The 13,126-nt window shown below is 75.0% G+C and carries 10 protein-coding genes, 1 tRNA gene and 1 pseudogene; 7 read left to right on the forward strand and 5 right to left on the reverse strand.

All coding sequences use genetic code 11. The features are described from left to right. Positions 1–7: 7 nt before the first annotated feature. Positions 8–2,599, reverse strand: coding sequence for a SpoIIE family protein phosphatase (locus BUE37_RS07075; protein ID WP_073419316.1), 2,592 nt, complete (start codon positions 2,597–2,599; stop codon positions 8–10). 728 nt (positions 2,600–3,327) lie between these two features. Between BUE37_RS07075 and BUE37_RS07080 the strand changes: the two genes are divergently transcribed. The 3 genes and pseudogenes from BUE37_RS07080 (at position 3,328) to BUE37_RS24405 (ending at position 5,676) form a co-directional block, all read left to right on the forward strand. Then, positions 3,328–4,125 (forward strand): hypothetical protein, encoded by a 798-nt coding sequence (locus tag BUE37_RS07080; RefSeq protein WP_073419317.1) that lies wholly within the window; start codon positions 3,328–3,330, stop codon positions 4,123–4,125. A gap of 453 nt (positions 4,126–4,578) precedes the next feature. After that, positions 4,579–4,869: pseudogene (locus tag BUE37_RS24400) on the forward strand (site-specific integrase); the annotation flags it as partial. A gap of 177 nt (positions 4,870–5,046) precedes the next feature. After that, positions 5,047–5,676: a tyrosine-type recombinase/integrase gene (locus BUE37_RS24405; protein WP_245794393.1), complete on the forward strand. Its 630-nt coding sequence runs from the start codon at positions 5,047–5,049 to the stop codon at positions 5,674–5,676. An 80-nt stretch (positions 5,677–5,756) separates the two neighbouring features. Here the strand turns inward: BUE37_RS24405 and BUE37_RS07090 are convergent. Next, positions 5,757–5,830 (reverse strand) — tRNA-Ile (locus BUE37_RS07090). Positions 5,831–5,951: 121 nt separating this feature from the next. On the opposite strand from BUE37_RS07090, the gene BUE37_RS07095 reads away from it, so the two are divergent. Beyond that, positions 5,952–6,401 (forward strand): hypothetical protein, encoded by a 450-nt coding sequence (locus BUE37_RS07095; protein ID WP_073419319.1) that lies wholly within the window; start codon positions 5,952–5,954, stop codon positions 6,399–6,401. A gap of 22 nt (positions 6,402–6,423) precedes the next feature. Here BUE37_RS07095 and BUE37_RS07100 read toward each other — a convergent pair whose 3' ends face one another. Beyond that, the gene (locus BUE37_RS07100) at positions 6,424–6,882 is read right to left on the reverse strand and encodes a DUF1707 SHOCT-like domain-containing protein (protein ID WP_139252840.1); all 459 of its coding nucleotides are present in this window, start codon (positions 6,880–6,882) and stop codon (positions 6,424–6,426) included. A 440-nt stretch (positions 6,883–7,322) separates the two neighbouring features. Between BUE37_RS07100 and BUE37_RS07105 the strand changes: the two genes are divergently transcribed. Further along, positions 7,323–8,546, forward strand: a complete 1,224-nt coding sequence (locus BUE37_RS07105) for a M23 family metallopeptidase (protein ID WP_245794352.1) — start codon at positions 7,323–7,325, stop codon at positions 8,544–8,546. 8 nt (positions 8,547–8,554) lie between these two features. Here BUE37_RS07105 and BUE37_RS24795 read toward each other — a convergent pair whose 3' ends face one another. Then, the gene (locus BUE37_RS24795) at positions 8,555–9,454 is read right to left on the reverse strand and encodes a maleylpyruvate isomerase N-terminal domain-containing protein (RefSeq protein ID WP_073419321.1); all 900 of its coding nucleotides are present in this window, start codon (positions 9,452–9,454) and stop codon (positions 8,555–8,557) included. Positions 9,455–9,551: 97 nt separating this feature from the next. Here BUE37_RS24795 and BUE37_RS24800 point away from each other — a divergent pair, with 97 nt between their 5' ends. Further along, positions 9,552–10,670, forward strand: a complete 1,119-nt coding sequence (locus BUE37_RS24800; protein ID WP_073419322.1) for a GGDEF domain-containing protein — start codon at positions 9,552–9,554, stop codon at positions 10,668–10,670. Positions 10,671–11,025: 355 nt separating this feature from the next. Next, positions 11,026–11,526, forward strand: a complete 501-nt coding sequence (locus BUE37_RS07120) for a DUF3145 domain-containing protein (protein ID WP_073419323.1) — start codon at positions 11,026–11,028, stop codon at positions 11,524–11,526. Positions 11,527–11,709: 183 nt separating this feature from the next. On the opposite strand, the gene BUE37_RS07125 is transcribed toward BUE37_RS07120, so the two are convergent. Continuing rightward, complete coding sequence (locus tag BUE37_RS07125) at positions 11,710–13,125, reverse strand: acyl-CoA carboxylase subunit beta (protein WP_073419324.1); 1,416 nt, start codon at positions 13,123–13,125, stop codon at positions 11,710–11,712. Between the last annotated feature and the right edge of the window lies 1 nt (position 13,126).

Genomic DNA, 13,126 nt, shown 5'->3' on the forward strand with positions numbered 1-13,126 from the left:
ATGGGCCTCAGTCGGCAGGCACGTTCGGCGGCACCCGGTTGGGTCCGGCCTGTGGCGGCCGCGGCCGGTCCTGCGGGTGCAGCTGGATGGCGACGAGGGCGACGTCATCGCCGGGGTTGGTCGGCAGCATCCGCGCCAGCACCTCGTCGCAGAGCTCGTCGAGATCGCGGCCGGCCAGCTCGCCGAGGAGTCTTTGCAACCGGGCCAGGCCGTGGTCGATGTCCTCGTGTCGGGTCTCGACGAGCCCGTCGGTGTAGAGCAACACGACGCTGCGCCAAGGCAAGGTCACCTGTGCCTCCCGACGTGGTGCGTCGGGACGGACGCCGAGCAACAGGTCGGGACGGCCGCCGTCGAGGACCCGGACCTCACCGTCGGGGCTGACCACCATCGGAGGCGGATGACCGGCGTTGGACCAGCGCAGCCGGGCCAGCCCGGCGGCGTGCTCCTCGTCGGTCTGCTCCAGTCGTGCCACCACCGCGGTGGCCATGATCCCCGACTGCAGGGTCTGCATGACCTGCTCGACCTCGGTCATCACCGCGGCCGGCCCGTCGTGATCCCGTGCTGCCAGTGCCCGGACGATGGTTCGTGCCTGCCCCATCGCCGCCGCGGCCTGCACGTCGTGGCCGACGACGTCCCCGATGACCAGCACGGTGGCACCGGAGGGCTGCAGGAAGGCGTCGTACCAGTCGCCCCCGACCTCGGCTGCCTGCCCTGCGGGGACGTACCGCACGACGATCTGCACGTGGTCGGGTTCGGGTGGCGGGGTCAGCAGGGACCGCTGGAAGCCCTCGGCCAGGCCGCGCTGCTGCCGGAACAGGCGGGCGTTGTCCAGCACCAGCCCGGAGCGGGCAGCGGCATGCCGTGCGGTGACCAGGTCTTCGGGCGTGAAGGACCCCCGGGCGGCGCCGTTGGCCAGGCTGAGGATCCCCACCGGGCCGTGCCGGCCGGGCAGGGGCAGGACCGCGACCGCCTCCGGGGCGAGCGCGCCCATGAGCTCTTGCGCCGGTCCTTCCGCGAGCATCTCCTCCACCTGGGCGGTGGCGTGGGCGTCGATGAGCTGCAGCTGCCCGGTGCGCATCGCGCGGACCAGGACGGCGTCGTCCTCCAGAGAACCCAGCCGCGCCTGGGCATACGCGGCGGTGGTCTCCCGCATCGCGGCGTCGCGGTGCCAGGAGGCGGCCGAGCGCAGGCCGCGGCGGGCGCCGGCAGCCAGGTCATCGTCGCCGAGAGTGACGATGCACCAGTCGGCGATCGCCGGGACGACCAACCGGGACAGCCGCTGGGCGGCCTCGTCGGCATCGAGGGTGCCGACCAGCTCTTCGGTGATCCGGCCCAGAAGCTGCTCCCGTGCGGCAGCCCGTTCGGACTGCTGCTGCACGCCCACTCGGGTGGTGATGTCGGTGAAGTAGAGCGCGACGCCGCCGTGCTCGGGATTGGCCCTGACCTCGTACCAGGCGTTGAGCGGTTCGGGGTAGTGCGCGTCGAAGGTGTAGGGCTCCCCGGTGTCCGCCGCCCGGCGGTAGCCGGCCTCGAACTCGGTGCCCACGGTGCCCGGGAACAGCTCCCAGATGATCCCGCCGACCAGCTGGTCGCGGGGCAGCCCGAGCGCGTGCTCGGCCTCGTCGTTGACATAGGTGATCCGCCAGTCAACGTCCATCGTCAGGTAGCCGACGGCCATCGACTCCAAGGCCTGCGCGGCGAGCTGGAGCGGGCTCCGCTGTGCGGTGATGTCGTGGACCACGCCGACCAACCGCCGGGCTGCGTTGCCCGTTCCTCCGACCACCTCACCACGGGCGGTCAGCCAGCGGCACGAGCCGTCGCCGAGCACGATGCGGTACTCCGCGGCGTAGGTCCCCCCGGTGTCGACGGCGTGCTCGACCCGGGCGACGACGTCGGCGACGTCGTCGGGGTGGACGCGGGCGTAGACGTCCTCGGGACGGCCGGTGAAGGTGGCCCGGTCCATGCCCGAGAGCTCCAAGAGCCGGTCATCGACCGTCAGCGCCCCGGTGGCCAGGTCCATGTCGAAGGTGCCCACCTGGCCGGCGGCCAGCGCCAGTGCCGACCGGGCCCGGTCGACGTCCTGCTGCACTGACACCTGCTCCGCTCGCGCCCCAGCTTCGCTGACGCGTTGCTGCGCCTGGCCCAGTTGCAGCTCCGAGCTGCACGCGCCGGCCAGGTCGGTGAGCACCGCCAGGTCCTCGTCGGACCAGGTGCGCGGTCGGTGGTCGATGGCGCACAGCGAGCCGACCACTGTCCCGTCGGCGTCGGTGAGGGGCACGCCGGCGTAGGCGATGACGTGCAGATCAGGGATGGCCAGGTTGTCGGCAACCAGTGGCTCGGTGCGGGCATCGGTGATGACCAACGGCGCTGCCGAGCGGACCACGTGCTGGCAGAAGGAGTGGCTCAGCGGCGTGCATCGCGTGCTCTGCCAGGGCTCGGGCAGCCCCACCGCACCGGGGAACACCTGCTGCTCGCCTGACACCAGCGTGACCAGCGCGACCGGGACGTCCAACTGCCGGCGCACCAGACGGGCGAAGCGCTCGAACGCCGGATCCGGGCGTGAGGGCAGCGCGGTGCTCGGCGGCAGCGAGCCCGTCACACAACCCCCCGCAGAGCAGGATTCCTGACCGCCGTGACTTCGACGAGCACGCCCACGTTACCTCGTTGATCGTCGTGGTCCGCGGTCCGATGAGTAGCTGACCGCAAGCGCCGCGACACCGTGGCAACCATGTGCAGCCCCATGCCGCCCTGCGCGGGATCGCGACCCCACAGCGGGTACAGGCGGTCGGTCAGGAGCCGTGTCGGTGACCGGGCCTGCAGCCGCTCGGGCTCGCCACCCGAGGCCGTGCCACGGCCCTGGCGCGGGGGTTCGACGACCACGCCAGGGCCGGTTGCCGTGCGCGTGCCCGCCTGCCCTGGTGTCCAAACCAGCCACCTGCTCGACCGCCGAGGCCGTGCCGCTGTCGGTCACCGGCCGCCTCGTCGACCGGCTCGTCGCGGCCGTCTTCGCCGAACGTCGCCCCTCGATCAGCTGCGGCCGGGAGGTCAGTCCCTGGCCGGCCGGCGAGCGGATCCTGCGTCGCGACGACGCCCTCCGGGTGAGGGAGGTCCCCGAACGGCTGCGCGACCTGCCTCGAGCGGGACGTCGAGGTGGTGCTGTCGGCACCCCAGAGCCTGATCGCAACGGTCGGCGGCTCGATGAGGACGCCGACGTAGGTCCCAGCCGTCCACCGCTCGTGGTGAGGTTTCGAGCCGTCGTGGCGTCGCCATCCTCTGACGGTTGCCTCAGGCAATGGTTCGGTCTGTGGGCCGAGGACGGAGGTCGGCGTGGAGCTGACGACTACGCAGAGTGTCTTGGGTGCCCTGTTGATCGCGGTGCTCCTTGCGGGACTGCACCTGGCGGCGCCATGCATCAGGAAGCTGCCGGCCGTGCCGGAGCGTGCGACGGGCTCGTTCGCCGGCGGGCTCGCCGTCGCCTATGTCTTCCTCCACCTGCTGCCGGAGATCGCCGAGGGCAACGAGGCGATCGGGGAAGCGCTGTCCGATGTCGTGGAGCCGACGCCGTTGACCGACCTCGGCATCTTCGTCGTCGCGCTGGCCGGGTTCGCCGCCTTCTACGGTCTCCAGAGGCTGGCGGACCGACGCGCCCCGCGGCCTGTGGGCGGCGGAGACCGGACACCGGGAGGTGGAGGCGCCCGCGAGCCGGCCGGCGTCTACTGGCTGCACCTGGGCTCGTTCATGGTCTACAACGGGCTCATCACCTACACCATGGCGCTGCGGCTGCGCACCGGGATCGCCTTCGCGGTCCTCTTCACCGTGGCGATGGGACTGCACTTCGTACTCACCGACCGGTCGCTGGAGGAGCACTACCCGCATCGGTTCCCCCGCAGCGGACGACTGCTGCTCGCTGCGGCTCTCCTGGCGGGCTGGTTGGTTTCCGCCGTGCTGGCGCCCAGTAGCGCCCTCGCTGTCGCGCTGCTCACGGCGCTGCTGGGCGGCTCCATCCTGCTCAACGTCTTCAAGGAGGAACTGCCGTCGACCGGCCGGTCCAGCTACCCGTGGTTCCTCGTGGGGCTTCTCCTCTACGGCGGACTGTTGGCGCTCATCACCAGCATCAGCGCCTGAGGGGCAGAACCGGTGCCCTGCCGTCCCCGACGTCACTCGGCGGCCCGCTCCGGATCGGCACTGTCGCCTGCCGCAGGGCTGGTCGGCCGACTGCCGAACTGGAGGAGGCAGCGAGAGAGGCTGTGGTCGGCCTCTGCCGTCGTGCCCCTGCTGGTCTGCGGCGGGAGGTCAGCTCCGACATCCTCGCGGGGACGGAGGCATCCGCCTTCAGCCGGCCCGCGACGCCGGCCTCGTGACCGTCCGGGAGCCGCGCCGGAGGAACGGGGCATTCCTCCGTTCAGGCAAGGGGGAGCGGGAGCCCGGGCCCCGAGGTCTGCGGGGGGACGCGGTCTCGGCTCTGCAGCGGCTCGACTCGGTCGGTGCCGTCCACCGGCATCGTCCACAGGTCGCCGCGATCCACAGGCCCGCTGACCTGTCATTGACGCGGGGATCGCCTGTGGGCAGCGTCGGTGCATGGCGGGCTCTATCAGCACGATCGTGGTCTCGGATGGCGCCAAGCGGTACCGCGCCCGGTTCCGGGACGCGGGTGGGCGGCAGCACGAGAAGCGCTTCCGACGCAAGGTCGACGCCCAGCAGTGGCTCGACGAGCAGACCTCGGCTCTCGTGACGCAGACCTGGACGGCGCCGGAGCGGGGACGTGTCACGGTCGCGCTCTGGGCCGATCAATGGGTCGGGGCTCAGACGGGCCTCAGGCCCAGCACGCTCTACCGGTACCGGTCCCTGCTGCGGGCACAGATCCTGCCGCGCTGGGGCAGTCACCGACTGGCCGACGTCTCGCACGCCGACGTCGCGACCTGGGTGGCTCAGATGGCGGCTGGGGGCCTTGCTCCGGCGTCCGTCCGGCAAGCGCACCGCGTCCTGGCGCTCGTTCTCACCCTCGCGGTGAGGGACGGCCGCATCCCGCGGAATCCGGCCGAGGGTGTGCCGCTGCCCCGGGTCCGCCGGGCGGAGCCGCGCTTCCTCACCCGGGAGCAGGTCGAGCGGCTGGCGGAGGAGTCGGGCGACTACGCCGACGTCGTCCGTCTGCTCGCCTACACCGGCCTGCGTTTCGGCGAGATGGCCGCGCTACGGGTACGGCGCATCGACTTCCTGCGCCGGAGGCTGGTCGTCGCCGAGAGCGCGACGGAGGTCGGGGGAGTGGTCGAGTTCGGCGGCCCGAAGACGCACCAGCACCGCACGGTCCCCATCCCTGCAGTACTCCTCGAGCCGCTGTCCCGGCGGTGCGCCGGCAAGCGCGCCGACGACCTCGTGCTCACGTCCCCGGAGGGCGGTGTCCTCCGGTCCGGCAACTTCCGCCGCCGGTTCTTCGACCCGGCGGCCACGGCAGCAGGGCTGGAGGACCTCACCCCTCACGACCTCCGGCACACCGCAGCCAGCCTCCTGGTCGCCAGCGGCGCCAACGTCAAGGCGGTCCAGCGGATGCTCGGCCACGCCTCCGCGGCGATGACCCTGGACGTCTACTCCGGCCTGTTCGACGACGACCTCGGGGCCCTCGCCGACCGCATGGACGCTGCCCACGAGGCCTCGGTGACGAGACGTAACGGTGCGTAGTGTGGGCGCCATGTGGGCGGGGCGCCCGCACCAGGCCTCCGTCGACCTGGCAGCAGGGCGTTGACCTGCGCTTCCCCGAGTGGGGCGGGTGGGGCTCGAACCCACGACCCAGGGATTATGAGTCCCATGCTCTGACCGGCTGAGCTACCGCCCCCGACGTGTGCCACCCAGCCTGCCAGACGCCCGCGCGCCTCTCAGCGGACCCACAGCGACGCCCCGGCTCCGGTCCAGCGGGGTCCGCGAACGTCGGTGCTCCCCGGACGACGAGGAGCACCGTGGACGACCAGCAGACCCCTGCCGGCGCGCGCTGGCAGCCGCCGGCCTGGCACCCCGAGCACCCCTCCGGCGCGCGGTCGGCCACCGCCGAGCTGCCGATGCCCGCGGCTGCCCCACCCGCCGCGCCTCCACCGGCCGCCGAGCGCCCGCGCCGCTCGCTGCCGCCGCGGCTGCGCAAGCGTGCCGCGGTCGGTGCGGCCGCCGCCGCGCTCCTGGCGATCGGTGGTGCCGGCGGCTACGCCGTCGGTTCGGCGACCGCCGGCGACGACGCGGCCGGCACCGCGGTGGTCCAGCCCGGCACGACCGAGGACGGGACCACCGGCACGCTGCCCGGCGGCGGTCAGGGTCTCCCGGGCGGCGGCGTCCCCGGCACCCCGCCCGGCCTCGGCGGCACCGACGACGGCACCGACGACGGCACCACCGACGACGGGACGGGCGGCACCATCTGAGCCCCGCGGCCCGGCCGGGCCGTCAGTCCCGGCCGGGCCCGTCGAAGTCCGGTCCGCCGAACCCGTGGTCGCCGGGACCGTCCATGCCGAGGCCGTCGGCCAGTCCGTGCACCACCAGCGAGACCAGCGTCGCCAGGAGCACCAGCGCCACCACCGCAGCGATCGCCAGCCGCACCGCCGCCGGGCCGCCGGACCGTGCGCCCGCCACCGTCGCCCGCACCTGCTCCCACGCCATCGACCCGAGCGGGCGCCACCCCGGCGGGCCGAGGCGCACGGGCGCCGCCGCGGGCAGGTCCGCCGTCAGCGGCGGGAGGTCGCGCAGGTGCACCGCCGCGAAGGCGGCCGCCATCCGGTCGCTGCCCTCGTCCGGCGTCAGCAGCCCCCGTGCCACGGCGTCCTGCAGCGCGTGCACGGTGGCCGCGCGGTCGCTGTCGGCCGCGCGCATCGGCGGCGCCTGCTGCGGCATGCCCGTTGCGTCCACGTCGCTCCTCCCTCTCGAGCTGGTCCGGCGCGCCAGCGTGCCCGCGGCACCTGTGACGCACCTGTGAGCCGCGACACCGACGCGACGGGCCACGGGACGCGCAGTGGCAGTCCGTGCTTCGTCCCACACGTCCCGTCAGAACCGCAGGTCACACGCTTGAGAGCGCAAGTACCCGCGCCGTCTCCTTGACCGTTTCGTTACCTGACCTGCCCAACCCGTAGTACGTTCGCCCGCGGTCCTGCCGGGCCCTCCCGCTCCTCGATCCCCGAGGACACCGGCCGGGCCCCGCCTGACCGCCGGCCTCCGCGCCGGGGGACCGGGACCTCTCCGAGGCCCCGGCTCGGTCACGTCCACGCACGGGGAGCGTGGACGAGCCGCGCGCCCTCCCGGGGGCCGTGGTGACCCGGGGAGGCGGTCGCGAGGAACGGAGACCCGCCGTCTTGGCGTCCCTGCACCACCGGACCGTCCGCACACCCCGTCTGCGCCGCGCCGTGCTCGCCGCCGGTGCCGCCGCGGGCCTGCTGCTCACCGCACCGTCCGTCGCGCACGCCGACCCCGACGACGACGTCGCTGCTGCTGAGGCCGCCGAGCGGGACCTCGTCGCCGAGGTCGCCCGGATCCAGGGCGAGGTCACCGCGGCCGAGGAGCAGCTGCAGCGGATGACCGTCGAGGCCGAGGCCGCCGCGGACGCCGCGCTGGTCGCCCAGGCCGAGCTGCAGGCCGCCCAGCAGCAGGCCGCCGTCGCCGCCGCCGAGCTCCAGGCCGCGCGGGACGCCGTGGCCGCGGCGCAGGCCGAGGTCGTCGAGCTCGGCCGCGAGGCCTACATGGGCGGCGGGGGAGCCGACCTGGGCGGCACCGCCTCCGTGCTGCTCGACAGCGAGGGCCCCCGCGAGGTGCTCGAGCGGGCCGCCACCCTCGACCTGCTCGGCGCCCAGCGCTCGGAGACGCTCGAGCAGTACGAGATCCTGGAGACCCAGGAGGCGGCGGCCGACGCCGCCGCCCGCGCCGCCGTGGCCGAGCGCGACGCCGCCTCCCGTGCCGCCGCCGAGGCGCAGGCCGCCGCCGACGCCCGCCTCGCGGGCGCTCAGGCCGAGTTCGACGCCCGCGCCGCCGAGAAGGCCCGTCTCGACGAGCGGCTGCGCGCGGCCGAGGTGGAGCTGCTGCGCCTGCGCGGCGTCCGCGACGCCGAGGCCGCCTACGCCGCCCAGCAGGCCGCCGCGCAGCAGGCCGCCGTCAACGTGCGGTCCGCCCCCGCCGCCTCCGGCGGCGGCATCGCCCCGACCACCGGCCGGGTCACCTCCTGTTACGGCGCCCGCTGGGGGACCATGCACTACGGCGTCGACATCGCCGCGCCGATCGGCACCCCGATCTACGCGCCCGAGCCCGGCGTCGTCCTGCAGGCCGGGCCCGCCAGCGGCTTCGGGCAGGCCGTCTACGTCCAGCACGGCGACGGCTCGATCACCCTCTACGGGCACGTCGACAGCTTCGACGTCTCGGCCGGCCAGGTCGTCAGTGCCGGCCAGAAGATCGCCGAGGTGGGCAACCGCGGCCAGTCGACCGGCCCGCACCTGCACTTCGAGGTGCACCAGGGCGGGCTGTACGCCAGCCGCGTCAACCCAGTGCCGTGGCTGGCGGCGAACGGGGTGTCGCTCGGCAGCTGCTGAGCGGGGCCTCAGCCCCGGCGGCCGCGCAGCCGGCCGAGCAGGTCGCCCGTGCCCCCGACGGTGCGGGCGGCCAGCGCCAGGATCGGCCCGCCCGGGATGCCCGGCGCCGCCTCCACGATCGGCGCCAGCCGCATGAGCTCGGGCAGGTCGCGCACCCGCAGGCGGCGGCGCACCAGGGCCGCGGCCGGGTTGGCCCGCCCGGAGGCCGCCTCGAGCAGCACGTCGGCGGGCGCCTCGACCACGGCGCCCGCCGGCCGGCCGCCGTCGACCCGGGTGACCGTCCACCCCGGCGGGTCCGCGGCGAACACCCACCCGCCGTCCGGCGTCAGCAGCGCCGCCCCGCCGCGGATGCCGGAGGCCGCCGCGAGCGACCCGGTCACCTCGGCCAGCGCGGCCAGGCCCGCCTGCAGCACCGACGGCGGGACCGGGGGAGCGCCGGCCGCCGCGAGGTCCAGGCCGTGGACGGCGAGCTCGTAGGCCTGCCCGAGCACCACCGACAGCAGCGGCAGCCGGCCCACCGTGGACACCGCGGGCGCGAGGTCGAGCTCCGGGGGCGCATCCGCCAGGTACCGCACGGTGGCCTCGCGGTTGCGGCGCAGCGCGGCGAGGACCTCCTCGCGGGAGGCGTCGCGGTGCGCGGCGGTCACCCGGGCGTTGGTGCCGTCGACGTCCGCCGGCGTCCCGGCCCCGCCGGCGCGGGCGGAGGCGGTCAGGTCGGCCAGCGCCTCGTGGTCGGGCCAGGCGCCCAGGTGCACGCACACCTCGTGCGCCCGCCAGCCCGGCAGGCGGCTGGACCGCGCGAGGTCCACCGCCTCCGCCTGCACCAGGAAGGCGTCCCACGCCTCCAGCACCAGCGGCCCGACCACCTCCCGGCCGGCACCGGCCAGCCCGCGCTGCGCACCCGTCACGCCCGGCCCCTACCCCGGCCGCGGCGCGGGCACCCCGACGGGGGAGACACGCGCGTCCCGACTGCAGAACGGAACGGTTCCGGCCGTAGTCCCCGTCGTGACGGTGCTGGACAGCGGACGGCGGGCGCGCACGGGGGCGCCCGCCGCGCCGCTGCGCCGCACCCCCGGCTGGCTGTCCGCCGGCCTCTACCGCCCGCTGGCCGAGGACGACGAGCGCGCCCGCTACTGGGTGCGGCACGTGCAGACCGGCGTGCTGCTCAGCGAGATCGCCGGCTGGGCGTGCCTGGTCTACACGATGACCACCCCGACGCCCGGGCACCGGCACCCCGTGCTGCTCGCGCTGGCGGGCGCCGTCGTCGTCCTGACGCCGCTCGTGCTGCTGCTGCCGCTGGACCGCGTGGTCCGCGACCTGCGGGGGCCGCTGCTGTTCTACGCGTGGAACGTCGCGGTGACAGCCATCGTCACCACCGCGGCCGCCTTCGACGGCGGCGCCGACAGCCCGCTGCCGGTGCTCTTCTTCCTGGTCCTCGTCTTCATGGCGGTGGCCTACCCGCCGGCCGGCGTGGTGCTCACCGGCGCGCTCATGACGACCGCCTACGTCCTGCTCGTCGACGGGCCGCTCGGGCCGCAGACGCTGCTCGTGACCACGGTCCTCGCCACCGTCACGCTCATCTGCACGCTGTCCTCGGCCAACCAGTGGGCGGCCCAGGACCGGCAGGTCCTGCTGCTGCGCACGCAGGAGGCGCTGGCCACCACCGACCCGCTCACCGGCGTCCCCAACCGCCGGGTCTTCCTCGACCGGGTCGGGCGCGCGGTCGCCACCCGGGACGGGCGCTCGGTGGTCTGCATCGTCGACCTGGACGGCTTCAAGGGGGTCAACGACCGCGACGGGCACGCCGCCGGCGACGCCGTGCTGCGCCGGGTTGCCGCCGCGCTCGGCGCCGCGGTCCGCGAGACCGACACGGTGGCCCGGCTCGGTGGCGACGAGTTCGCCGTCCTGGCCCTCTCCCCGGGGCCCGCCGACGACGCCGCCCTCGCCGACCGGGTGCGCGCGGCCGTCGCCGGTGCGGGCGCCGGCTGCGGGGTGACCGCCAGCGTCGGGCTGGCGCTCGTGGGCCCCGGGGACGACGTCGCGGGGGTGCTGCACCGCGCGGACGGGGCCATGTACCGGGCCAAGGCGGCCGGCGGCGACAGGGTGGGCGATCTCGCAGGGTGACGGCCACGCCCGCCTGACGAGTACGCAGAGTCACCGGAGCGTCGTCGTCGCCGTTCGGCGACACCCCGCGCGGCAACGGGGTGTGAGGGCCGGTCCGGTGTACCGTCAGGGCGGCCCGGAGCCGGGTTGGACACCTCCGGCCGGGTCGTGCTATGGCGCTGACCAGCACTTCCGTGCCCCGAGCGGCGTGTGGGACCTCTCCTGCACCAGCCGCCCCATCCGCACTGGCGCGACCGGCACTCCATCGTGCACACTGTCCCCAGTACCCCTGGTCCACCCGTGCCGACCACAGCCTGTCACCGAACCGATCGTCCGTTGGGGAAGACGAGACCGATCGAGTCGATGGAGGTGCCTCGTGCGGCAACGGTCTACCCAGGGTGTGGTCTTCGTGCACGCCTGCCCGAAGGCGCTCTGCCAGCACGTCGAGTGGGCGCTCGAGCGCGTCATCGGCGCGCCGGTCTCCCTGTCGTGGGCCGACCAGCCCGCGGCGCACGGGTCCTACCGTGCCGAGGTCGCCTGGACCGGTGCCCCCGGGACGGGCGCCAAGCTGGTCGCCGCGCTGCGCGCGTGGCCGATGCTGCGCTTCGAGGTGACCGAGGAGGCGAGCTCCGGCAACGACGGCGAGCGCATGTCCTACGTGCCCGGGCACGGGGTCTACCGCGCGCCGACGAGCGCCAACGGCGACCTCGTCGTCACCGAGCAGCAGCTGCGCACCCTCGCGGCCACCGCCACGTCGGTGGAGGCCTTCCGCCACGGCGTCGACCAGCTCCTGGGCGCGGCGTGGGACGCCGACCTCGAGGTGTACCGCTACGCCGGTGACGGCAGCCAGACCACCTGGCTGCACCAGGTCGTCTGAGCCGGCGCCCGCGGGAACGCGCAGGTCACGATCCGGGCACGACGACGTGAGCGCCCCCGGCACCCCGTCGTAGGCTCGTCGCAGGTCGTCCGGACGCCGTCGGGGAAGCGGCGTCCGGACGGCCTCGACGCGAGAGGGCCCGCCACCGCAGCAGCGGTGGCGGGCCCTCTGGCGTGTGGGGACTCAGAGCGGGATGTTGCCGTGCGCGCCGCGGCCGGCGGGGGCGGCGGCCAGGGCCTCCACGAGCCGGCGGCGGGTGCGGGAGGGCTCCACGACCTCGTCGACGACGCCGATCTGCAGCGCCCGGTTCACCCCGCCGGCGATCCGCTCGTGCTCCTCGGCCAGCTGCGCGTGCAGCGCCTCGCGCTCGGCCGGCGGCACCGCGGCCAGCTTCTTGCGGTGCAGGATGCCGACGGCGGCCTTGGCGCCCATGACCGCCACCTCCGCGCCCGGCCAGGCGAACACCGACGTCGCGCCGAGCGAGCGGGCATTCATGGCGATGTAGGCGCCGCCGTAGGACTTGCGGGTCACCAGCGTCACCCGCGGCACCACCGCCTCGGCGAAGGCGTGCAGCAGCTTCGCGCCGCGGCGCACGACGCCGTCCCACTCCTGGCCGACGCCGGGCAGGTAGCCGGGCACGTCGACGAGCACGACCAGCGGGACGCCGAACGCGTCGCACATCCGCACGAAGCGGGCCGCCTTCTCCGCCGACGCGGAGTCCAGGCAGCCGCCGAGGCGCAGCGGGTTGTTGGCGATGACGCCGACCGTCCGCCCGGCCAGCCGGCCCAGCGTGGTGACCACGTTGGGCGCCCAGCGCGGGTGCAGCTCCAGGCCGGGGCCGTCGAGCACCGCGGCCACCACCGGCTTGACGTCGTAGGCGCGGTTGGTCTGCTCGGGCAGCAGCGCCCGCAGGTCGACGTCGGGCTCGTCGGCGGCCGGGGCGAACGACCCCTGCGCGGCGAGCAGGTCGACGGCCTGGCGGGCGGTCTCCAGCGCCGCGGCCTCGGAGTCGGTCACCACGTGCACGACGCCGCTGCGCCGGCCGTGGGTGTCGGGCCCGCCGAGGCTCTCCATGTCGACGTCCTCGCCGGTGACCGACCGGACGACGTCGGGACCGGTGACGAACACCCGCCCGGCCGGGCCCATGATCACCAGGTCGGTGAGCGCGGGGCCGTAGGCGGCGCCACCGGCGGCGGGGCCGAGGACGACGGAGATCTGCGGGATCCGCCCCGAGGAGCGGACCATCGCGGCGAACACCTCGCCGACGGCGTGCAGGGCGGTGACGCCCTCGGCGAGCCGGGCGCCGCCGGAGTGCCAGATGCCCACGACGGGCACCCGCTCCCGCAGCGCGGTGTCGATGGCGTCGACGATGTGCCGGCAGCCGTCGATGCCCATCGCCCCGCCCATGACCGTGGCGTCGGTGCAGAAGGCGACCACCCGCGAGCCGGCGACGGTGCCGCGGGCGGCCATGACGCCGGAGGTGTCGCGGGGGACGAGCAGGCTCATCGACCCGGCGTCGAAGAACCGCAGCAGGCGGTCCTCGGGGTCGCGCGGGTCGGGGCTGGGCAGGGTCGGGACGGCGTGGACGGTGGTGGTCACC

It is taken from the genome of Geodermatophilus nigrescens (genome assembly GCF_900129495.1).
Taxonomy (GTDB): Bacteria; Actinomycetota; Actinomycetes; order Mycobacteriales; family Geodermatophilaceae; genus Geodermatophilus; species Geodermatophilus nigrescens.